Annotated in this window: 20 protein-coding genes and 2 pseudogenes; 13 read left to right on the forward strand and 9 right to left on the reverse strand. The window is 57.6% G+C overall.

The annotated features are described in order from the left end of the window. Positions 1-26 precede the first annotated feature (26 nt). Positions 27-398 (forward strand): hypothetical protein, encoded by a 372-nt coding sequence (locus tag M0D64_RS12650; RefSeq protein ID WP_266257929.1) that lies wholly within the window; start codon positions 27-29, stop codon positions 396-398. 51 nt (positions 399-449) lie between these two features. Here the strand turns inward: M0D64_RS12650 and M0D64_RS12655 are convergent, their stop codons facing one another. Together M0D64_RS12655 and M0D64_RS12660 are read right to left on the reverse strand one after the other, a co-directional pair. Continuing rightward, positions 450-1,142 (reverse strand): FMN-dependent NADH-azoreductase, encoded by a 693-nt coding sequence (locus M0D64_RS12655; protein ID WP_266257930.1) that lies wholly within the window; start codon positions 1,140-1,142, stop codon positions 450-452. A 58-nt stretch (positions 1,143-1,200) separates the two neighbouring features. After that, positions 1,201-1,638 carry a carboxymuconolactone decarboxylase family protein gene (locus tag M0D64_RS12660; protein ID WP_154559323.1) on the reverse strand — a complete coding sequence of 146 codons (438 nt, stop codon included), beginning with the start codon at positions 1,636-1,638 and terminating at the stop codon, positions 1,201-1,203. 131 nt (positions 1,639-1,769) lie between these two features. Here M0D64_RS12660 and M0D64_RS12665 point away from each other — a divergent pair. After that, positions 1,770-1,874: pseudogene (locus M0D64_RS12665) on the forward strand (oxidoreductase); the annotation flags it as partial. Between the two features lie 25 nt (positions 1,875-1,899). On the opposite strand, the gene M0D64_RS12670 reads toward M0D64_RS12665, so the two are convergent. The 3 genes and pseudogenes from M0D64_RS12670 to M0D64_RS12680 form a co-directional block, all read right to left on the reverse strand. After that, positions 1,900-2,835: a hypothetical protein gene (locus M0D64_RS12670; RefSeq protein WP_266257931.1), complete on the reverse strand. Its 936-nt coding sequence runs from the start codon at positions 2,833-2,835 to the stop codon at positions 1,900-1,902. Between the two features lie 228 nt (positions 2,836-3,063). After that, entirely contained in the window at positions 3,064-4,332 is a 1,269-nt protein-coding gene (locus M0D64_RS12675; protein ID WP_266257932.1) for a threonine/serine exporter ThrE family protein, read from the reverse strand. A 403-nt stretch (positions 4,333-4,735) separates the two neighbouring features. Next, positions 4,736-5,233: pseudogene (locus M0D64_RS12680) on the reverse strand (transposase); the annotation flags it as partial. A gap of 260 nt (positions 5,234-5,493) precedes the next feature. Between M0D64_RS12680 and M0D64_RS12685 the strand changes: the two are divergent. From M0D64_RS12685 to M0D64_RS12705, 5 genes are all read left to right on the forward strand, one after another. Further along, entirely contained in the window at positions 5,494-6,141 is a 648-nt protein-coding gene (locus M0D64_RS12685; RefSeq protein WP_266257933.1) for a TetR/AcrR family transcriptional regulator, read from the forward strand. A 344-nt stretch (positions 6,142-6,485) separates the two neighbouring features. After that, complete coding sequence (locus tag M0D64_RS12690; protein WP_154559326.1) at positions 6,486-7,121, forward strand: NADPH-dependent FMN reductase; 636 nt, start codon at positions 6,486-6,488, stop codon at positions 7,119-7,121. Between the two features lie 652 nt (positions 7,122-7,773). Next, positions 7,774-8,004, forward strand: coding sequence for a hypothetical protein (locus M0D64_RS12695; protein WP_266257934.1), 231 nt, complete (start codon positions 7,774-7,776; stop codon positions 8,002-8,004). Positions 8,005-8,196: 192 nt separating this feature from the next. Next, the gene (locus M0D64_RS12700) at positions 8,197-9,396 is read left to right on the forward strand and encodes a bifunctional 3,4-dihydroxy-2-butanone-4-phosphate synthase/GTP cyclohydrolase II (RefSeq protein WP_266257935.1); all 1,200 of its coding nucleotides are present in this window, start codon (positions 8,197-8,199) and stop codon (positions 9,394-9,396) included. Positions 9,397-9,641: 245 nt separating this feature from the next. Next, positions 9,642-10,589, forward strand: coding sequence for a LysR substrate-binding domain-containing protein (locus M0D64_RS12705; RefSeq protein ID WP_266257936.1), 948 nt, complete (start codon positions 9,642-9,644; stop codon positions 10,587-10,589). Positions 10,590-10,745: 156 nt separating this feature from the next. On the opposite strand, the gene M0D64_RS12710 is transcribed toward M0D64_RS12705, so the two are convergent. From M0D64_RS12710 to M0D64_RS12725, 4 genes are all read right to left on the reverse strand, one after another. Continuing rightward, on the reverse strand, positions 10,746-11,084 hold the full coding sequence (locus tag M0D64_RS12710) for a BON domain-containing protein (protein ID WP_266257937.1): 339 nt from the start codon (positions 11,082-11,084) through the stop codon (positions 10,746-10,748). Positions 11,085-11,178: 94 nt separating this feature from the next. Further along, positions 11,179-12,243 (reverse strand): porin, encoded by a 1,065-nt coding sequence (locus tag M0D64_RS12715; protein WP_266257938.1) that lies wholly within the window; start codon positions 12,241-12,243, stop codon positions 11,179-11,181. A gap of 261 nt (positions 12,244-12,504) precedes the next feature. Continuing rightward, a complete protein-coding gene (locus tag M0D64_RS12720; RefSeq protein ID WP_154566272.1) occupies positions 12,505-13,497 on the reverse strand; it encodes an amidohydrolase family protein in 993 nt (330 codons plus the stop codon). 81 nt (positions 13,498-13,578) lie between these two features. Next, positions 13,579-14,085: a hypothetical protein gene (locus M0D64_RS12725; protein WP_154566246.1), complete on the reverse strand. Its 507-nt coding sequence runs from the start codon at positions 14,083-14,085 to the stop codon at positions 13,579-13,581. A 376-nt stretch (positions 14,086-14,461) separates the two neighbouring features. Here M0D64_RS12725 and M0D64_RS12730 point away from each other — a divergent pair, with 376 nt between their 5' ends. From M0D64_RS12730 to M0D64_RS12755, 6 genes are all read left to right on the forward strand, one after another. After that, positions 14,462-15,574: an LLM class flavin-dependent oxidoreductase gene (locus M0D64_RS12730; protein ID WP_266257939.1), complete on the forward strand. Its 1,113-nt coding sequence runs from the start codon at positions 14,462-14,464 to the stop codon at positions 15,572-15,574. Between the two features lie 28 nt (positions 15,575-15,602). Next, on the forward strand, positions 15,603-17,165 hold the full coding sequence (locus M0D64_RS12735) for a carboxylesterase/lipase family protein (protein WP_266257940.1): 1,563 nt from the start codon (positions 15,603-15,605) through the stop codon (positions 17,163-17,165). A 312-nt stretch (positions 17,166-17,477) separates the two neighbouring features. Then, positions 17,478-17,795 (forward strand): SMR family transporter, encoded by a 318-nt coding sequence (locus M0D64_RS12740; protein WP_154566249.1) that lies wholly within the window; start codon positions 17,478-17,480, stop codon positions 17,793-17,795. An 84-nt stretch (positions 17,796-17,879) separates the two neighbouring features. Then, positions 17,880-18,614 carry an SDR family NAD(P)-dependent oxidoreductase gene (locus M0D64_RS12745; RefSeq protein WP_266257941.1) on the forward strand — a complete coding sequence of 245 codons (735 nt, stop codon included), beginning with the start codon at positions 17,880-17,882 and terminating at the stop codon, positions 18,612-18,614. 41 nt (positions 18,615-18,655) lie between these two features. Further along, complete coding sequence (locus tag M0D64_RS12750; protein WP_266257942.1) at positions 18,656-19,417, forward strand: SDR family NAD(P)-dependent oxidoreductase; 762 nt, start codon at positions 18,656-18,658, stop codon at positions 19,415-19,417. 231 nt (positions 19,418-19,648) lie between these two features. Further along, positions 19,649-20,083 (forward strand): DoxX family protein, encoded by a 435-nt coding sequence (locus M0D64_RS12755; RefSeq protein ID WP_154566252.1) that lies wholly within the window; start codon positions 19,649-19,651, stop codon positions 20,081-20,083. Positions 20,084-20,097 lie beyond the last annotated feature (14 nt).

The following is a 20,097-nucleotide window of genomic DNA, read 5'->3' on the forward strand; positions in this document are numbered from 1 at the left end:
TAAACGGTTAAAAAATGTAGACGAATATGTTCAACCCTGTGTCAGATTCCGTGCTCGATCAGGAGCGGGCATCCGTCGTGCCGCAGCGCAGAAGCGCGTTGTCCAGGCGGGGGCGGGCGCTCATCGCGGCAGTAGTCGCGTGCGCCAGCCTGGTGGGATGCGCATCGACGACCGATGTTGTCGCGACCGACAAACCCGGCACATACACGGTAGCGGCGAGCGCCACCGGCGGGAAGATGGCCTGGGCGCGCGCGCATGAACACGCAATAAGCGAGGCGCGCGACTACTGCGAGCGTCGCGGCATGCAGAGCAGTGTCACGACTGAAACGGTGAGCGGCGTGCAGATGATGACCGAGCATGCGTCGTCAGTGAATTTCGAGTGTCATCCGAAGTTCTAGGGGAGACCGGCGAGCGCTACCGTCGCCGTCAGCGTACGAATTTTCATGCGATTACTCCTGGCTGAGTGCCATGACATCGTTGTTCAGTGCCAATGCTGAGGCCGGCTCCGGCTTTGCCGGGTTGGCCCAGTGCGCCGCCACCGCGGCGAGTTCGGTGCGCGCGCGTTCGAGTGCTTCGATCCGCGCGGCCTGATCCGAAAACTGTAACGGCTGCGCGTCGACAAAGGTCGGGTCCGCGACGCCCAGAAATCCGAATGCGGCCTTAAGCGCCGGCGTCAGCGCATCCATCGACGAGTAGGGCTCGGCGCGTAAGTCAGCACCCCGACTTGTGATGAAAAGCACCTTTTGCCGCGCAAGCTGGCCTTCTATGCGCCCGTCGTCTGTGAATACGTAGGTCAGCCCGGTGCGCGTGATGCTGTCGATAAACGCCTTGAACACGGAGGGCATCGACCAGTTGTACATGGGCATGGCAAAGACCAACGCGTCGGCGTCGAGCAGGCGCTTGCACAGCGCATCCGATGCCGCCAGCGTCGCTTTCATGGCGGGCGTGCGCTCATGCGACGGCGTGTAGGTCGCGATGGCGAATGCTTCGCTCACATGCGGCGGCGTATCGACCGTGACGTCGAGGTAGTCGACCTCGATATCCAGACCTTCTTCACGCAGGCGCTCCAGAAAATGCTGGCTCAACGCGCGCGAGTTGGATCGCTCGCGTTTGGCGCTCGCGTCGACGTGCATGATTTTCATGACTTCGTTCCTTCAGGGTTATGCAGAAAGGGTTCGCAGGGGCGTGGCGGCGGCGCGCTCAAGCCGGCATCTTGCGAAACGCGATCGCAAAGCGATTCCACGCGTTGATGGCGGAGATCAGCAGCGTCAGGTCGACCAGTTCTTCGTCGCTGAAATGCGGGCGTACGGCTTGCCACACGGCGTCGGGTACGTGTTCTTGCGACACCAGCGTGAGCGCTTCGGTCCATTCGAGCGCCGCGCGTTCACGGTCGGTGAAGAAGGGCGTTTCACGCCACACTACGACGGTGGCCAGACGTCGCTCGGATTCGCCGCCTTTGCGGGCGTCGGTGACGTGCATGTCGACGCAGAACGCGCAGCCGTTGATCTGCGAGGCGCGCAGACGGACCAGTTCGGTCAGCGATTTTTCGAGGGCCGATTTGCCGATGCGTTCTTCGACGCCGAGCATCGCCTTGATGGCAGCGGGGTTGGCTTTGTAGAAGTCGAGACGTTGTTCCATGATTCACTCCTTGGGGGTTGGACCCACGCCGTGGCGTCGGTGAGTGAAGATTAGGCGTTCGACTGGTGTTATTAAATGACCGATTTTGTCTATTTTTAGGTAGCCACTTTATCCACGTATCGTGGGTGATGATTCCCGCGGAATCGTTCGCTTGCGTGGTGGCCTTCGCGATGAGCCCGCCGGGCGACGTCGGCCTGAACGAAATCCTGTTCAGGCCGACTAGTCAGGAGCCTTGAGCCGGGCGGTTCTGAGGGATCCGACTCAGATGTCTTCCGCGTAGTCGATACCGGTCAGCACACCCAGATGAGCAACGGTGGTGAAATGCGCTTCTTGCTTCAGATCGATGTCCAACTCGCGCACGTTGCCGCCCAGATCGGTCACAAATGCGCGGCGCCCCCGTGAGTCGAGAGACACGCCAATCCCTTCCTTCAGATCGCGGGCGAGCACCTGGCGATCAACCAGTCCGGACGCCGTGATTCTTGCGCGATTCAGTGTGTTTCCGTCATGCGTATCGTCGCCGCGATCCGTCCAGTAAAGCATGGTGTCGCGGTGATCGATATCGAGATCGATCGGCTCGGGCAGATCGGCCAGCAAACATTCGATATCCGGGCGCCGATCGGGTGTCGCACCAGGCGGCAGCTCGATGCCCGCCCTGAAGATGCGCCCCTCGCCGGCATCCGGCGCTCCCTTTTGCGTCCAGTAGACATGCCCGTTTGCCTTATCCAGGACGATGCCTACGCAATGGCGCTTCGCGTCGGCCGTATCCTCCGGGAAATTCCCGGTGCGAACGAGTTCCGTCACCTCCGTGCCGTCCAGCCGCGCACGCATGACTCGCATGCCTTCGCGATCGCACCAGTACAGGTGACCACCTTCCTTATCCAGCACGATTTCCTTGGGCGTTCCGGCCATACCGGAAGGCACCAGCACCCGATGCTCGCTGCCGTCGAGCTTCGCGCTTTCGATCGTGCCGTCGTTCGGGGGAACGGCGCCGGAAGCCGGATCGCCGTCGACCAGATGGATGCCGGTTCCCATGTTGGTCCAGTAGACCATCTGGTTTTCAGAATCGACCTTGATGCCGTCGGGCGTGCGCGTGAGGTTCCCGAGAACGACCTCGTGTGAACCGTCCGGCGACAGAGCGATGATCGCCGGTGGACGTGCCTGCAGGACATACAGCGTACCGCCATTGTTCGTAGCCACAGTAAGTACCCTCCATCAGGTGTCGATAACCGTTGTCGTACTGGCGGAGTCGATTCGCAGACCCGCCGCTGCTGAACCAATCCCGACAGACTACCGTAGGTTGTGCGAGAACTTCGTGACCGTTTGTTGCTTCGAACGAAAGGGACAATCACATGGTTGTCGCCCGGAAGCTGGCCGCTTTTCGGGTCAGGCAACAACCATCCGCCGCGGTTTGGGCTTGAAGGTCATTCAGAAGGCCGGGCGCGCCGTCGCGAACCGCGCAAACAGCATGCGAGGCAAAACCAGTCCCACGGTCATGGCCAGGATGATCAGGAACGCCGTGGCGCCATTCGCGACGAGGGCCGGGACAAGGTCGGCTGACGCGCGCGGTCCGACGGCGACCAACTCAAGCAGCGTGCTTGCGGCGCGGAACAGGTAGAAGCCCGGCATCATCGAGACGACCGCAGAGAAGCCGACGGCGGCGAAGGGCAGGCGTAGGCGATCGACGAGCGGCGCAACGATGAGGCCCACTAGAAGACAGGCGAAGAACGCCGCCATCGCAGCGTTGGCGCTCAGGATCGAGACGAGCGCCCAGCGCGCGGCGTGCGCCAGCATACCGATGACGATTGGCAGGGGCAGCAGGCGCCACGGCATCGAAAAGAAAGTCCCGAAGCTCGCGACGGCGCATCCTGCGGCGAGGACATCGGCTGCGAAGGGCGCGGGCGCGGCCGCGGACATACCGGCCTGAAGGGCGCCGCCGCTAGCGGCCGTCCCGATCAGCAGGCCCGTACAGATCATCAGCACGATGAGACCGGCATAGGTCAGTCGTGCGACGCCCAGTGTGATCCGGGTGCGCGCAAGATCGATCGCACCGTTGAGGATATGCGGGCCGGGAACCAGCACCATGCAGGGGCAAAATGCGACGAGCGATTGCGCGTCTGACAGGTGGAGGCGACCTGCGACGGCACCGATTACGCCGGCGAGCGTGGCCGCGGTCAGCGGTTCGAGAAAAGGGTCGCTGCCAAGCTTCGCCTGCCAGCGACGCATAAGGGCGCCCGCGCCGGCGCTCAGGGCGATCAGCGCCAGGCTCGCCGCATCGTACACGCCGTAGATCACACCGAGAGACGCCGCGCCGATGGCCGCGAACAGAGCGAAGCGGAATATCGCGACGGGTGGCATGCGCTCTGCCGCTACGAGCGCCGGGCGCGCGTCTGCGGTCGATATGGCGCCGTCGCAGACTTGATGCACGATTGTCTGGACGGCGAGTACCTTGCCCATGTCTACGCCTAGCGGCGCGGCCGGGACAATTTCCGAGAAGGCGGTGTGGTCAAGCTCGACCACGAGTTCGTCCCAGTGCGGCAACACCCTGACCGGTACGCCAAGGGTGCGCCCGAGTTGCTGCGCCGCGACGACCGTCCTTTCCGTGGTCTGCCCGTGCGTGAACAGGAGCGAGGCTGCCAATGAGACGGTGTCCACTTCGTCTATGGGGCCTTGGCGAGGAATGGCGTCTTTGTTCATGCCGGCTCAAAGGATTATGTCGGTCCGGATGTTCGGGATCGCGGTATTGGATGCGCGTCGCGGCGTCACCATTAGCGTCAGCGTTGTTCAATATCCGTTGATAATAGTGAGTGCGGCGCAGGGTGGCTATTACATAAAGCTGGAACGCTGGTGTCGTAAAGCGAGGGCGAAGCACGTCTGCGCGCACCAGGGGCTTCTCCAGACTATTACGAAGCTGGACCAGGCGCCGCTTGCGCTCGATGCGAGCGACGCCGAAGTGTGCGCTGCTGCGGAGAAGCATGCACAGCACTGCCGTCGGAAACGCGAAGCAATGCAGCCCGTGCTTTCCGTCAACCTGACAACGCCCATTGTCTACGCGGCGCTGCGCGTTTCGCTGCGCCTCGTCAGTCCCTCATCCTTCATCGCGTGCAGCCTGTGCAGATTCTTCGCCCGTGTATCCCTGATCCGCAAATGCAACCTTGACGGTTTGTCCCGTTACCTGCTGGACCTGACGCGCAAGCTCTGCCACCTGTGCGCGCTCCTGTTCATTGGCCGGGGTTACGTGCACGGCCAGCAATTGCCCCAAGGTGTCCACCGCAATGTGGACCTTGCTGCCGCGTTTGCGCTTATAACCGTCATAGCCCGCACATGCGCCGCTCTCGCAGGTTGACTGCATCGTGCGCCTATCCAGAATGACGGCGCTGGGTTGCCCTCCGCCGTCCCTGTGCCACGCGTATTATCGAGCGCAGATCGCAGACCATGTTCTCAAAACAGCCCAGCGTTGGGTCTGCTGATACACCAACTCCCAAGGCGGGAAGTCATTGGGTAGCATCCGCTAGGGCGCACCGGCCCGCGCGATCCAGCGTAACGCATTAAACATTTCGCGCAGCTCATATTTGCGCTGCGGCGCGGTGACGTTCATCAGCGTCAGATAGCGTGCCGCGAAGCTCCATTCTTTGTCGGACACATATACCCGCGACCGTAAGCCGGCCGCGTTCTCACGACAAGTGCAGTCTTTCCGGATTTTGACCAGGACGCCCAGCCGCTCGAACTGAAGCGCATCAGGGTGGGGTGCGTCAGGGTCGTGCCCCAATATAAAAATGAATGTGAATTCACTTTCATTTTAGATATCGGGCTGCTATAGTTGTCTGCATGGAAGTCGGATAGGTGGGTAGCGCAGACATGGCAATCGAACAGGCGGGGCGTTTTCGCGAAAACACGAAGCGTAGTAAGACGGAAGCGGCAATCAAGGCTGCGGCCCGCCGCGTGTTGGCGCGAGACGGCTATCACAACGCGAAGATTAGTGATATCGCGGAAGAGGCGGGTAAAGCAATCGGCTCCTTTTACCAGTACTTCCGAAACAAAGAGGAACTGCTTCTGGCACTTGCTGAGGAATTCCGGATCGCAGTGCAAGACAATATTGGCGCCCCCAGCGGGATCGAACTGGACCCCTTTGACAATTTGCGTGCGGTGGTGCGTGCGTTCTGGCGGGCTTACCGCGAACACGGGGCGGTTGCCGTAGCGGTCTTTCAGGCCGCGATGGTGAACGAGTCGTTCGCGGACATGTGGCGGCAGATTCGTGCACAGGGCATCCGCATCGCCAGCCTTCGAATTCGCCTCGCGCAGCGTCGCGGTTATTGCCAGGGCGTTGATCCGGAAGTTGCAAGCTCGGTGCTTTGCTCGATGGTTGAATTCAGTTGCTACAACTGGGTTGTCGCAAATGGTGACCTGGAGTTGTTGAATCGAAACATTGATGACTCTGAGCTGGTTGAAACGCTAACGAAAATGGTAGTTGGGGCAATTCGATGGCGAGAAGATGCGGGTCACTGAACGCGGTCGACATTGAATAGCAGCTGGAACTGATCGTTGGCGAGTACTTTGCGCAGTGACTCGGATGACGGTCGGATCCGTTTGAACTGACAATGTGAGGAAGCATTTTTGATGTAGTCCCCGTATGTTGATCGCGTGGGATCTCGCACGGGGAACAATGATTGGTTCGGTGATGATGTAATGATATGGATTCCTTATGTTCTATCCGTGGCGCGATGGAAGTGTGATGTGGCCTGAAGAACTTGCCGCTCCCATTTCTGGATGATGCCCGGTAATCAAGGCGAGTATGGCGAATCCGAGGGGCTATCTGTCCGTGCTTCCTCAGCAATTTCTGGAGATTTACGATGTCGTCCGAAGATAACTTTCGTCCCTTCATAGTTGGCCTCGGTGGTACGTCTACGCCGGGTTCATCCACTGAAAAATCGCTCAGGATTGCGATGTCCGCGGCCGAGAGTGCGGGGGCTGATGTACAGATGTTTGGGGGCGAAGTACTTGCATCGTTGCCCCACTATCTTGTGTCGAATGCCGCCGACAACCCATGCGCGGTCCTGCTTTTGAGAGCAATCAGGGCTGCCGACGGAGTGGTCATTGCCAGCCCTGGGTACCATGGAACGATTTCCGGACTCCTGAAAAATGCCATTGACTATCTTGAGGAGACGGCCAAGGATAGTCGCCCGTATCTGGAGGGTGTTCCAGTTGGTCTGATAGCAACGGCTTATGGCTGGCAGGCGACTGGCAGTACCTTGGTCACATTGCGGACAATTACCCATGCCCTGCGTGGCTGGCCTACGCCGTTTGGAGCCGCGATCAATAGCTCGGGTGGAATCTTTGTGAACGATGAATGTATCGATTCCAAAGTAGCCGATTCTCTGGAAACGGTCGGCAGGCAAGTCGTGGAGTTCGCTCGGATGAAGAAGTTGGCCACACTGAAGAGTTCGGACAGATGGAATACAGATCCCGTCGAATATCGTGTTGGTTAGTGAAAGAGACGTCTTGATTCGCAATTAATAAACGCTGTTGAATATTATTAATATAGATATTTGATGATTTTAAAATCGGCTGTGTTCTCGTAGACGGATATCGCAGGCGCTCCGATAGTATTGCGGCGAGGCCGATGATTCTCATCGACGCCGTCCAGCATGGCACTTCAGGAAGCGCACCACGTGCGAAGCGAGCGGCAGTACGCGCGCCGATGACTCGCGAGTGGATCCGGTCGTCAGTGACGAGAAGGCAAAGCGGGGTGAGTGATTCAGTAAAGGAAATTAGGAGGCCAAAATGCATGCGGATGGAAATTCGTTGCGGTGGCTCATTGAGAAATGGTTTGGTTTCCCGTCTGACGGCACCTATCGACTTACGCGATCATCGCCTGTGCATTCGCCTGTAGGTCGCTGCGTGTGCTTCGAATCGACTGGCGCCGGTGTTGCAATCAAAATATTCTTTTTCCGTCACGACGATGGGTCATGGAGTGTTTTTCCTCCTGCCTCGAAGAAGCCAACGTTCGCTCTGAATTAATTGCGTCGCGACGCAGATGTACCTGTTGTGTGGGGCAAAACTGGCACCCTGGAACCACATCGTATGGGTCGATTGCTTGCCGGGATTAGCGGGGAACCCATGTGTAGGAGGAGACGACTGATGGACATTATCGAACTGGCCATCGCTTCAGGGATGCACATCACGCTGGATGGTCGCATCGGCACGCAGGAATACAGCAGCGTGCATGGCTCGGTGCAGGCATTGCGACGCTTTGCTGAGGCAGTGGTGGTCACGGTCCCATTGGTTGCCAGGCATCAGGTGCTGACCGAAGCGGATGCCCGAGCCGACCCGGCGAACACTCAAGGCCGCGAGGCCGGCAATGATTGCTAGAACCTGACGCAATTGTGGCCCGTGCCGCAGGCTGGGGCAATGTGCGGTGCGAGCGGGTTTTTTTATCGGACGCAGGCGGGCAGGACTTTGTCGGCGATTTTCCCGCCCGCAGATCTCGTAGTTTCACGAACGGTGCTTCAGCCTGATCGCAGGCGCAGTGCCATATTGATCTGGGAATGAAGGAGACAGAACGTGAAGACAGATTCGATCGATACCGCAATTGGCGCGATTGCGGCCGGGCGGATGGTCGTCGTAGTGGACGACGAAAACCGCGAGAACGAAGGCGATCTGATTATGGCTGCGCACGCCGCAACTGAGGCCGACATTGCCTTTATGGTGCGCTACACGAGCGGAGTGCTTTGCGTATCGCTGCCGGGGGAGCGTTTGGACGCGCTATCGCTTCCGCTGATGGTGGCGAACAATAGCGATTCGATGGGTACTGCATTCACCGTGAGTACGGACTATCGCATCGGTACGACGACGGGAATTTCGGCGGCCGATCGTGCCATCACTGTCAGGGCACTCGTCGACGAGAATGCCGACGCTGCGGAGTTTAACCGGCCGGGACACGTCTTCCCATTGCGTGCGGTGCGCGGCGGCGTATTGCGTCGTCCCGGACACACCGAAGCAGGGGTTGACCTCGCGCGACTCGCAGGGATGGCGCCTGGTGGCTTGCTGGCCGAGATCGTCAACGACGATGGAACGATGGCGAGGTTGCCGCAATTGATGGCGTTCGCGCGAACACATTCGCTGCCCATTATCACGATCAAGGATTTGATTGCGTATCGCCGCAAGCATGAATGCATCGTAGAACGCATGTCGGTCGCGCGTCTGCCCACCCGATATGGTGTGTTTACGGTGTATGGGTATAAGGAAACGATTACTGGGCAGGAACACGCCGCGTTGGTAATGGGCGAATTGCCGGGAAACGACTCGCCTCTCGTGCGTGTTCATTCGGAATGCCTCACTGGAGAAGTGTTCGGGTCGATCAGATGCGATTGCCGCGCACAACTTGATCTGGCGATGAGCCAGATTGCAGCAGAAGGCCGCGGCGTTATTGTTTATCTCAAGGGACACGAAGGGCGAGGCATCGGACTGACCGAGAAACTTCGGGCCTATGCGTTGCAGGATGAGGGCCTCGATACCGTTGAGGCAAATCTGCAGTTGGGTCTCCAGGTGGATGCGCGAGATTACGCGGTTGGCGCCCAGATTCTCCATGACCAGGGCGTAACAAAGATGAGGCTGATGACAAACAACCCGCGCAAGTATCAAGGCATCTCCGGGTTCGGATTGAGCATCGAGGAACGCGTGCCCCTCGTCACGGCACCAAACAGCGAAAACGCTTTCTATCTGAAAACAAAACAAGCCGTGCTCGGACACATGCTGGACTGACGTTTGCAAAACAGACGCTCAACACGGAAGAGCGCGCGGTCACCATGATCGAACATCGTTAGAGAGGCGCCACATAGGCCATTGCACGACTGTTTGGGCGAAGCGCCTCGACAGTTTTGCGTGAACTGGCACGCCACGGCGCATCGTCTATTAGCTGGTTGAGATGCGCCCGAGTTCGTCGTGGTCAGTGAGTTGCCAAACGCTGGACTTGCTAAACGTTGCACTTGACTCTTGAGGTGATCCCCATGGATCTGCGCAGGATTCGATATTTTGTGGCTGTTGCCGAAGAGCTGCACTTCGGTCGTGCGGCCGAAAAGGTAAATGTCGTGCAGTCGGCGGTTAGCCGGCAAATCAAGCTCCTGGAGGAGGAGCTTGATTTCACGTTGTTCACACGCATTGGCCAGAAGGTAGGTCTCACCATGCCAGGCGAAATTTTTCTGCCAGAAGCCTATGCAATCCTTCAACGGGCGGACGAAGGGCTGGAACGGGTGCGCGCTTGCGCTCGCGGCACGGTCGGCCGCTTGACGATCGGCTTCGTTGACGTCGCGCTCTGGGCGACTTTGCCGGCAATCTTGAGTGAGTTTCGCAGTCAAGCTCCGTCGATTGATCTGCAATTGCGGCAGCTTGACCGCATCGCGCAGATCGAAGCGCTGAATACCTCGGCGATCGATATCGCCATCTTTCCGTCACCTGCGCCACTGGATGCGGATATCTGTACTGAACCTTTCGCTGCTGCTCCCTTCGTGGCTGTACTGCCTAAGCAACACCGCCTCGCCGGTCGCCGTGACATCTCATTGCGAGAACTGGCGACTGAGCCTTTCGTCCTGTTCCCCACGCGTAAGCGGACCCGGATGCTGGAGATGATTGTCGCGGCCTGTTCCGGGGCGGGATACATGCCCAGGGTGACACAGGAGGCTGAGCAGCTTCATACCCTGATGTCGTTGGTCAACGCCGGGATCGGTGTGACACTCGCACCGAAATGGGTTGCTGAAAACTTTTCTACAGGCGCATCTTATGCATACCTGACCGATCCGTTACCCGATTATGAGCTGCGGATCGCGTGGCGAAAGGCGGCGACCAGCACCAATGTCGCGATCAATCAATTTAGACGAGTCGTTCAGAGTATGTCACCTGATCTTGAAGCCAGACCGTTCCAGCAGATTTCTGCTCTGGAAGTTAGTGAAGTCGATTGAGATACTTCATCAAAATCACTGGAAAGAGAGACGATGGCTGATGGTCTGCGTGTTTTGGATGCGGTCGTCAATCCCTACAATGAATTGTATTGTTTAGGGGGCAAACGACCGTCTGGGTGGCACGGACCATTGAATGACACCCAGAGCAGTCTGATTCTATTGACCGGGCTGACGGATCGTCAGTGCGTTGTTGACCGAGCTTACTCCACTTACACCTCGGGCGACTTCGCCGGCACGCTCGATTTGAGACTGGTCGCTGACCGAGCCTGCGAGCGTGACCGATCCATTCTTCGCACGCACGAAGATGGTCGGTGTGTCGACAATCTTCGCCTTGATCAGGGCCACTCGAACTTGTTTCGAAAGCGCACGATCGGCAGCTCTAGTCGACTTGGCTGATTGAGGCGTTGGGGCAGAAGCCTCACTTGTCTGGGCATAAGCACCGATTGACGCTGACGTGAGAAGGCAAAACACCAAAAACGCAAACTTACATTTCATCGAGATATCTCCTAATAGATATTAGAGGCCAAAACTTCACCGCTTCGCAACTTCCTCATAACGTTATCGCGTGTTAGCGCCATTCCTAAGCACATCAGAACATGTGCATGATGCCGATGTAACCACCTTGCTGATTATGTCCTTGCTCAGGTGGCGAATCTTGCGTCTCTACAGGAAACGCTGCATTTGCGCCGTTGAACATTGAGGCAACCACCACGTAGATAAATGTGCGCTTCGAGAGGTTGTACGTCGCGCCCAGGGCAGCGAGGTTGGCAGTTCCGCCGCCGTGGTTGACATTTGTGTGGTACCACGCAGCCTGTAGCTGAAGTGCCGGATTGAACTGATAAGACACGCCAACCCACTCCTGACTCGCTCGTGTTGCACCAACGGTGTTGGTCGAATCGACGACAGTATCCGATCCCGAGGAAACCAGTTGCTGGTAGCCCGTGTAGAACTTCCACGCCTGCAACTGGTACGTGGCACCAGCCATATACTCTCTCGAGTTGCTGTACAGGCCCGAGAAGTTTCCGTTCGCGTCCCGACGCTCGTCGTAGAGTCCGTAGCCAGTGAATCCGCCCAAAGAATATTGCACGCTCGCACTGAATGTTCGCGATGCCTTGAAGTTACCAGCGGTATTCCCGAAGCCGTTTTGCACGCGAAACGAAAGACCGTGCATCTCCGGCGAATTGTAGGTCAAAGCGTTCACCGCCTGTCCAGTCCCGCGGTACCTGGAAAAGTTGAGGACGCTGGTCTGCTGTGCGACAAACGGATCGAGGTACCACTCAGTCGCGTCCGACAACACCATTGCACGGCCAGCCCACAAACTGCCGTAGGTGTCGTTTGACAGGCCGACGTACGCATAACGATTCCAGTAAGCATCCCCGATTGTCTGGCCGGTTCCCGCAAGGAACATATTTTCCAGGTTGAAGACTACTTTCGTCCCCCCGCCAAGATCCTCTTTGCCGAGAAGACCAAGAAAGCTTGCCCCGTACTGATTGCTGCCAAACCGAAAGAGGTTTTTGCTGCCGTTCGGAGTCGCAACGTGGTTCACGAAATCAATATCAGCAGCCACACGTCCGTAAAGCGTCAGAGAGCTTTGGGCGTGCGCCGCACAAACACCGAGCGAGGTTAACATCACGCAAACAAGATTTTTTTTCATATTTCGTCTCCTAATGTAGTCATTTAATATGTCTAATTCAATTCTGCACGTCAGTCCTTCAGATAAAGAAAAAACACATCATCGGCGCGTAAGAAAATCGCTTTTATAATAAGAAACGTCAAGGTGTATTCATCTATAATCTATATCGGAGTCCAAATTGATGCGCCGGATCGAACCACAAATATTGCGCGTGAGCCTCCGAACGAGCGGAGCCGAACTGACCTATGCAGCGACCCCTAATGTGATGTGGTGCGAGATAAATTACATTGCTGTTTGAGCATGGGCGTCAAACTTGGTGGAGGCGTCCAATTTGAGAATCCGATCGGCGTTGCCATGCGCGATCTTGATCCGATCCGCGGGGGACAGCGGCAGAGCATCAAGGAATTTTCGCGCCGGTGCGTTGGCACTGTACGGATAATCCACGCTAAACATGATCCTGTCCGCACCGAATGCAGTCAGTGCGTTCAGGAAAGGTGACAGGTGAAATACACCCGATGTTGTTATGTACACGTTATCCACGATCGTGTGGCTGATCGGGTTCGCGCCACGGCTCAAAAGCACGTCATCGGCGCGTCCGAGCATGAAAGGCAGCATTTCTCCCATATGCCCGACAATCACCGTCAAGCCGGGAAATTTCTCGAATGTTCCGGCTAGTGCCAACCTGAGGACATGAATCGCGGTCTCCGAATGCCAGCCGAATATTCCGGACGCAAGCAACGGCCCGGCTCGACCTGGCAGCCCGTCGTAGTAACAGTCATATACCGCCTTCGGTGGCAGATTGGGATGAATATAGATCGGCACATCGAGCGCGACAGCCCGAGCCAGCACCGGTGTGAAACGTTCGTCATCGAGGAAGCGGCCATCGGTGAGTCCGTTCACCATTGCACCGCGAAAACCGAGATCGGAGACGGCGCGTTCCAGCTCGTCTGCGGCTGCGTCAGGTTCTCGCATCGGCAGATGAGCAAATCCGCCGAACCGGTTTGGATGCCGGCGCACGGCAACGCCCAGGCGATTGTTCGTCTCTTCGGCGAAGCGGATTCCGGCACCACCGTCCAGAAGATCGGCCCCGGGCATACTCGCGGAAATCACTTGCTGAGTGATACCGTGCTCGTCCATGGCAGCAAGGCGGCCAACATCGAGATCCCCTAGTACGATGTCGCTCTCCGGGGAATAGCCGGGATTGCTGCTGGCATCAAAATGGGCGTGGACCAGCGGGGGAACAAGGAAATGCTCCTCAAGAGCTACGATCCTCATCTTCTCTCCTGTTGAGATAACCCGCTCGTCGCGACGATCCAATTTTTCACCGCGGAGGCCGGATTATTGCGCTTTCAGATGTCAGGAAACCTTGAGCGCGCCGCTGTCCATGTAGACGATCTCGCCAACGAGCAGACCGTCCCGGCACTCGAGTACGATCATGCACGGTGATTTGACCGACTTCCCGGAAACGTTGAGACTTTGCAGGTCGTCCCCGGCGGCTTCCACGTCGAACTCTCCCTCGACGTAGATGTAAGTGTCCACGACGGTCACGCGCGTAAAAGACTTGAGCGCCGGACCAGGCCACTTTTCGAAACGGTCGAGATAGAACTCGCGGATGCCGTTAAAGCTGTCTACGTCAACGCCAAGTGCCGGAATTCTTTGGTAGGAGCCAACCGGATGAACCGTCGCCATCGTTTCTTCGATGTCGCTCGACCATTCCGCGACGAGATGGCGTTCAAACACTTCCTTGTTTGCCCGGCTCAGGTCAGTGTCCGCCACAAAGACGGGGCCGTTTGTGTAGCTTTCGATTGAAAAGGGTTTGCCTTGCCACATCAGAGCTTTGGTGCGGGTCTGCGGGGTTGCCATATTCTGTCTTCTCCTTGTAGATAGAGCTCAACTGACTGGCTCGTCACGGCCTTCGCGTCTATGCGTGCCAGCCCATACCCCATAAGCTAATGCCGCCTTCATAGCGTGTCCAACGGCAAATCCTGATGGCATGATCGAATCTTGTGAACGTCCTTCGGGCCTTCAGACTGGTTCACTGCGACTGCCGAATGAGATCTCAAAGTGAGATTGCCCAATCAGCATTTGCTGTTGGACATGCTGTGGCAGCCGGATAATCTATGCGACATAAGGAAGACGCGCCGACCGTGTCGAGCGTCGCATACGTTTACATAAGCAGAGACCTGCAGGAGGGACATTGATGCCTGGCTCGACCAATCCGATCTTCAACGCCAACCGGATGAAGATCGGCATCTTTGCCATAAATGGCAGAGGTGGGATCATGACGACGGTACCGGAAGCCTATGAGCCAACCTGGGATCTGTCGGTGAAGACTTCACAGATGGCAGACGCAGCCGGTTTCGAGGCGATTGTCTCCTACGCCCGCTGGAAAGGCTGGGTAACAGGTGGCAATGACGATTCCACCGGCCTCACGATGGATCCTTTCACGTGGGCAGCGGGCATTGCGCAGGCGACGCGCTATTCCGCCGTCTTTGCAACCTCGCATGCCCCCACGATCCATCCTATCCTCGCGGCCAAGCAGAGCTCGACGATCGATATCATTTCCGGCGGCCGCTTCGGGCTGAATGTCGTAGGTGGCTGGAACAAGCCCGAACTCGAGATGTTCGGTGCGCCCTTCAAGGAACATGATCGACGCTACGACCATCTGTCGGAATGGCTCGCCGTTATCCGGCAGCTCTGGCAATCTCATGAGGAATTCGACTTTCAGGGGGACTTCTTCGATGTCGTGCGTGGATCGTCGATGCCCAAGCCAGTGCAGAAGTCGAATCCGCCGATCATGAATGCAGGTGGATCGGACCGGGGCCGGCAATTTGCGTGCGAGAACGCCGATATGTGCTTCCTCATCATCCAGTCTGAGTCGCCTGCGGCAATCCGGCGCCAGGTGGACGAGTATAAGCGCCTGGCGAGAGAGGAGTTCGGCCGCGAGATCCAGGTATGGACCAATTCGATGGTGATGCAGCGTGATACGCAGGCGGAGGCAGATGCGTATTACCACCGCTGCATTGTCGAGTATGAAGACAAGGCGTGCGTCGATGCGTGGATGCAGATGCAGCAGGAGCACGCAAAGCTCATGTCGCCTGAGGCATTGAAGGCGTTCCGTCAGCGCATGGCCGGCAGCGGCGGCGGTTTTCCGCTGATAGGCTCCACAGCGCGTATCGCGGAGCGCCTGGAGATGCTGGCGGACTGCGGGCTCGACGGCATTCTGCTGACCTGGGTTGATCCGCTGGACGGGATCGGGCGCTTCACCCGAGACGTGCTTCCGCTTATGGAGCAGACTGGCCTGCGTGCGCCTTTCACCGCACGGAGTCAGAGCGAGATGAGTCGGACCTGATCGCTTGTCGGCATGTGAGGAGCTAAATATGAACGAGATCGTAACGATAAGCCAGGGGCAGTTGAGGGGAGAGCCGTCCGTGGACGGCGAGGTGACTGCGTTTCGCGGCATTCCGTTCGCGTCGCCGCCTGTTGGCGATCTGCGCTGGCGTGCTCCGCAGCCTCCGGCTGCCTGGAGCGGGGTGAGAGACGCCACGCGCGCGAAGTCTATTGCGATTCAGCAATCGATGTTAGGTAATTCGCTTCTCCCCTTCGGCGCTGAAAGCCAGTCAGAGGATTGTCTGTATCTCAACGTATGGACGGCGGCCAAGGGCGCCGCAGAGAAGCGTCCGGTGATACTGTGGATCCATCCCGGTGGCTTCCAGTTTGGATCAGGATCGGCGCCCTTCTTTGATGGTGATGCATGGGCGCGTGACGGGGTGGTGTTCGTTACCATTAACTACCGTTTGGCGAAACTTGGTTTTCTCGCCCACCCCCAGCTTTCTCTGGAAAATGACGAGGGCATTTCCGGCAATTACGGGCTGCTTGACCAGATCGCGGCGCTCCAGTGGGTGCGGGACAACATTGCTGAGTTCGGCGGCGACCCCGGATGCGTGACTATCTTCGGCATTTCTGCGGGCGCCTCCAGCGTCAGCCTGCTCATGGCATCGCCCCGCGCACGCGGCCTGTTCCATCGAGCGATCGCTGAGAGCGGTGGAAGTTTCGGTACCGTGGCTGAAGATAGCGGTGTTGCTGATCGCTGGCAATCTCTTGCGGCAGCAACACGGTCGGGTAAAGCTTGGACCGACGGTATCACAGACGGTGCCAACCTGGACATCCGGACGCTCGATGTCGATACGATCCGCGCAGCGAGCGGTGTCGACGGCACCAATATGCAGGGGATTTTTGACGCGGCTCAGCCAATTGTGGATGGGGCGGTACTGCCGGCGGGAAGCTATCAGATCTTTGAGAGCCGGCAGCAAGCTGCTGTCCCGCTACTCGTTGGGTCGGTGGCGAATGAGGATCTCGTGATCGGCTTCTCCCCCAGTCTCGCAGCGTATCGCGACTACGTTCAAATTGAATATGGCGATAGCGCGGAGCGCTTCCTTGCGCTTTACCCAGCCGCGACAGACGCGCAAGCGCTTGCCGCTAGCCTGAAGGCCAATAGTCACCGCGTATTCACCTGGCAGAATTGGACATGGGCCCATCTTCATGCCGCAGGTGGCCACGACGTCTACTACTACCAGTTTCAGAAAGCTCCCCCGGTGCCGGCTGATAGTTACGACGAACAGGCCTTCCCAAGGCCGCTGGGCGCTTTTCACTGCAGCTCTATCTTCTTTAGTTTCGATCGCTTTAGTCTGCGAGATTGGCCATGGCAACCCGGGGACTATGCTTTGGGCAAGACAATCCGCGCTGCCTGGGTGGAATTCGCCCGTACCGGCCGTCCGGCGGCGAAGGGTCTTCCAGATTGGCCGGTTTTCGATCCAGCCGCACCGCGTGTCATGGCGTTCAACGATGACATCGGCTTGACCCATGTGCCCTGGCTTGAGCATCTCCGCTATTGGGATGCGCACTATGGTGCACGACGTGCTGCGAGCTATGTCACCGGTTAGGTGGAGACGCACTTGGTTGGTCCAGGCAGTGAGAGTCTTTTAGGAGCGGCGAGTTTCTCTTGCTCGATAAAAGCGCTTCGGGAGTTCGCCGCAGGTTGAGGCGATCATTTAACAATCTTTTTATAAACATGATGATAAGGAATGCAAATGATATAAGGAGGATAGATTCTCGATTTTGCGTCTGCCGCTGTGCCTGGCGGTATGAATTCGACGCGTTGAACCAGGTAGGTTGACGAAATTGCTGATCAAAACAATGTGCTCGGAGACCTACGGCGGAGGGCACCGCTGATACTTATCGTTGGAGGAGACAAAATGTCTGTTAGCTACGTCATGGTCGCGATTGCCATCGCCGCCAATCTCATTGCCGTCTATTTCATGAAGCTCTGCGCCGGCATGACACTGCCATGGCCCACCCTTGGAATGATTCTCGCCAATATGTTGACGCTTTGGTTCCTGGGGCGAGCGATGGTTGCCGGAGCGCCGGTTAGTGCCGCAGTGACAGCGTTGACCGTTGGCGTAATGATCGGCTCGTTCCTCATAGGTCTCTCGTTCGGCGAACGGATCTCGGTTTTTCAGGGAATTGGTGGGGTGATCGCCATCGCGGGCGTTGTCATTGGAAACCTGGCTTAGGAGATCGAGTCGTGCTTTTTATCCGCTCGGTGGCAAGTGAGATGGACGCTTGTGCCAGGCACTGAATTCTGCTGGAGGGGACACATGACATCGTTGAAAGGCAAGGTGGCCATCGTCACCGGCGCGGGCCGAGGCATTGGCCGCGCTATTGCGGTCAAGCTTGCGCAATGCGGTGCAGAAGTTGTTTTGGTCGATCTGGAAGCGCCGGCCGAATCGGCGCAATTAGCCGGAGATTCGGCAATGGCTTTCGCTGGGGATGTGTCAATCGAGGCGACATGGGAAAAACTCGGACATGCCATAGACGAAAGGTTCAACCGTCTGGATATCGTCGTGAACAATGCCGCGGCCTTTCCGCGTGGCCTGATTGATGAACTGGACTTCGACACATGGCGTAGGGGGTTCGCAGTCAATCTCGACGCACAATTCTATAGCGCGAAGCATTTCGTGCCACGCATGCGCAAGAATGGCTATGGTCGATTCATTGCCATATCGTCCAATTCGATCGGCATCGCGGAGCAGGCGCTCAGTGCCTACATAGCGACGAAAATGGGTGCGATCGGGTTTATGCGAGGTCTCGCCAATGACGTCGCCGCCGACGGGATCACCTGTAACGCGATACTCCCGTCCCTGACCGATACCCCTGCCACGGCTGGCATGCCCGAGGACGCGAAACGAGCCGTCTGGCAGCAACAGGCAATCAAGCGAATAGCGGAGCCGCGGGACCTTGTCGGTCCGGTCGCCTTCCTTGCGAGTGAGGAGGCCGGGTTTATCACAGGGCAGGCGTTGGTCGTTGACGGTGGGCTCTATAAGGTCAGCTAGTGTTAGCCGACCAACCTCATCAACAATATGAGAGGACAACCATGACAGGCAGGCTTCAGGATAAGGTTTGCGTTATCACAGGTACGGGTGGGAGCATGGGGCGCGCCGCAGCGCTGCTATTCGCACGAGAAGGCGCGCGTATCGTAGGGTGCGATTTAAACGAAGCAGCTGCCGCGGCTACGGTAGAGGCGGTGCTCGCTGCAGGCGGCGAAATGGTCTCCCGGCATCCCTGCAATCTCGCTCATTCGGATGAGTGCCGCGCCTTGGTCGATCTCGCGATTGAGCGCTTTGGCCGGATCGACGTGCTCTACAACAATGCAGCGATGGCCTATTTCAACTGGATTGAAGATATTTCGGATCAGGAATGGACGCGCAGCCTGAACGAGGAGGTCAGTCTCGTTTTCTTCCTCACTCGCACTGCCTGGCCCTACCTTAAGAAAAGCGGTGGCACGATTGTCAATACGGCCTCCGCGAACGCGTACACGACAGTACGCACGCTCGGATCTTTGGCGCATTGCACATCGAAGGCCGGTGTCATCGCGATGACGCGCCAGATGGCGATGGAGGGGCGTGAATTTGGCATCCGTGCCAATTCCATTTCCCCGGGAGTGACTGAGACCAACCAGACCCGCGAGCAGCTTAATAATAAGGAATGGGCCGATCACGTGCTCGGTCGGATTATGCTCGGCCGCGCCGCAAAACCAGAAGAGGTGGCGCAGGCGGCACTCTTCCTGGCTTCGGACGAGAGCTCTTATATCACCGGCACAGATTTGATCGTGGATGGTGGAATGCTTGCCTGGTGATCCACTATCACCACTTTCGATCATGCCATCTGAATTCGCCGTTGGACACGATGTCACGACGCCACTAGCTTATGCGATATGGACAGCACGCATATACGCGAAGGCTCGTGACGAGCCAGTCAGTTGACGTCTATCTATAACTAGGGGATGGAATAGGGCAATGGAGCCAACTCGTACGAAGATTTATGTCACCCCCATCATCAAGCTGGAAATCCCTCGTGGAGAATTGAAATGAACACTTCGGGTTACTCGAACAACGACGTGGGCCTTTTGGCAGGGCGTCTTCTCATGGCGATAATTTTTGTTATCAGTGGCGTGGAAAAACTCATTTCGCCGGGCCCTACTATCGGCTACATCGCATCCTTAGGGTTGCCTGCACCGCTGCTGGGGTATATCGGTTCAATGGTACTTGAACTGGTATGCGCGACGTCGCTGATTCTTGGGTACCGCACTCGCGTCGTAGCGTGGGTACTGGCGATTTACTGCGTTGTGACTGCGATCATCTTCCATCATGCATTTGGCGACCAGAGTCAAATGTTCAACTTCCTCAAGAACGTCGCCATGGCGGGCGGCCTTCTGGCCTTCTCAGCCCATGGTGCGGGTGCATTCAGTATCGACCGTCGGATCAATCGTCGTGCTTCGATTGTGGCTCCGTCTGCGCTTTAGTCGTATTGCTCGAT

The organism is Paraburkholderia sp. WS6, assembly GCF_030464835.1.
Lineage (GTDB): Bacteria > Pseudomonadota > Gammaproteobacteria > Burkholderiales > Burkholderiaceae > Paraburkholderia > Paraburkholderia madseniana.

What these genes read in the sequence shown, in the direction of transcription:
- M0D64_RS12650 (WP_266257929.1), top strand. Translation starts at nt 27, where the DNA reads ATGTTCAACCCTGTGTCAGATTCCGTGCTCGATCAGGAGCGGGCATCC.
- M0D64_RS12655 (WP_266257930.1), bottom strand. Translation starts at nt 1,142, where the DNA reads ATGAAAATCATGCACGTCGACGCGAGCGCCAAACGCGAGCGATCCAAC.
- M0D64_RS12660 (WP_154559323.1), bottom strand. Translation starts at nt 1,638, where the DNA reads ATGGAACAACGTCTCGACTTCTACAAAGCCAACCCCGCTGCCATCAAG.
- M0D64_RS12675 (WP_266257932.1), bottom strand. Translation starts at nt 4,332, where the DNA reads ATGAACAAAGACGCCATTCCTCGCCAAGGCCCCATAGACGAAGTGGAC.
- M0D64_RS12685 (WP_266257933.1), top strand. Translation starts at nt 5,494, where the DNA reads ATGGCAATCGAACAGGCGGGGCGTTTTCGCGAAAACACGAAGCGTAGT.
- M0D64_RS12690 (WP_154559326.1), top strand. Translation starts at nt 6,486, where the DNA reads ATGTCGTCCGAAGATAACTTTCGTCCCTTCATAGTTGGCCTCGGTGGT.
- M0D64_RS12695 (WP_266257934.1), top strand. Translation starts at nt 7,774, where the DNA reads ATGGACATTATCGAACTGGCCATCGCTTCAGGGATGCACATCACGCTG.
- M0D64_RS12705 (WP_266257936.1), top strand. Translation starts at nt 9,642, where the DNA reads ATGGATCTGCGCAGGATTCGATATTTTGTGGCTGTTGCCGAAGAGCTG.
- M0D64_RS12710 (WP_266257937.1), bottom strand. Translation starts at nt 11,084, where the DNA reads ATGAAATGTAAGTTTGCGTTTTTGGTGTTTTGCCTTCTCACGTCAGCG.
- M0D64_RS12715 (WP_266257938.1), bottom strand. Translation starts at nt 12,243, where the DNA reads ATGAAAAAAAATCTTGTTTGCGTGATGTTAACCTCGCTCGGTGTTTGT.
- M0D64_RS12720 (WP_154566272.1), bottom strand. Translation starts at nt 13,497, where the DNA reads ATGAGGATCGTAGCTCTTGAGGAGCATTTCCTTGTTCCCCCGCTGGTC.
- M0D64_RS12725 (WP_154566246.1), bottom strand. Translation starts at nt 14,085, where the DNA reads ATGGCAACCCCGCAGACCCGCACCAAAGCTCTGATGTGGCAAGGCAAA.
- M0D64_RS12730 (WP_266257939.1), top strand. Translation starts at nt 14,462, where the DNA reads ATGAAGATCGGCATCTTTGCCATAAATGGCAGAGGTGGGATCATGACG.
- M0D64_RS12735 (WP_266257940.1), top strand. Translation starts at nt 15,603, where the DNA reads ATGAACGAGATCGTAACGATAAGCCAGGGGCAGTTGAGGGGAGAGCCG.
- M0D64_RS12740 (WP_154566249.1), top strand. Translation starts at nt 17,478, where the DNA reads ATGTCTGTTAGCTACGTCATGGTCGCGATTGCCATCGCCGCCAATCTC.
- M0D64_RS12745 (WP_266257941.1), top strand. Translation starts at nt 17,880, where the DNA reads ATGACATCGTTGAAAGGCAAGGTGGCCATCGTCACCGGCGCGGGCCGA.
- M0D64_RS12750 (WP_266257942.1), top strand. Translation starts at nt 18,656, where the DNA reads ATGACAGGCAGGCTTCAGGATAAGGTTTGCGTTATCACAGGTACGGGT.
- M0D64_RS12755 (WP_154566252.1), top strand. Translation starts at nt 19,649, where the DNA reads ATGAACACTTCGGGTTACTCGAACAACGACGTGGGCCTTTTGGCAGGG.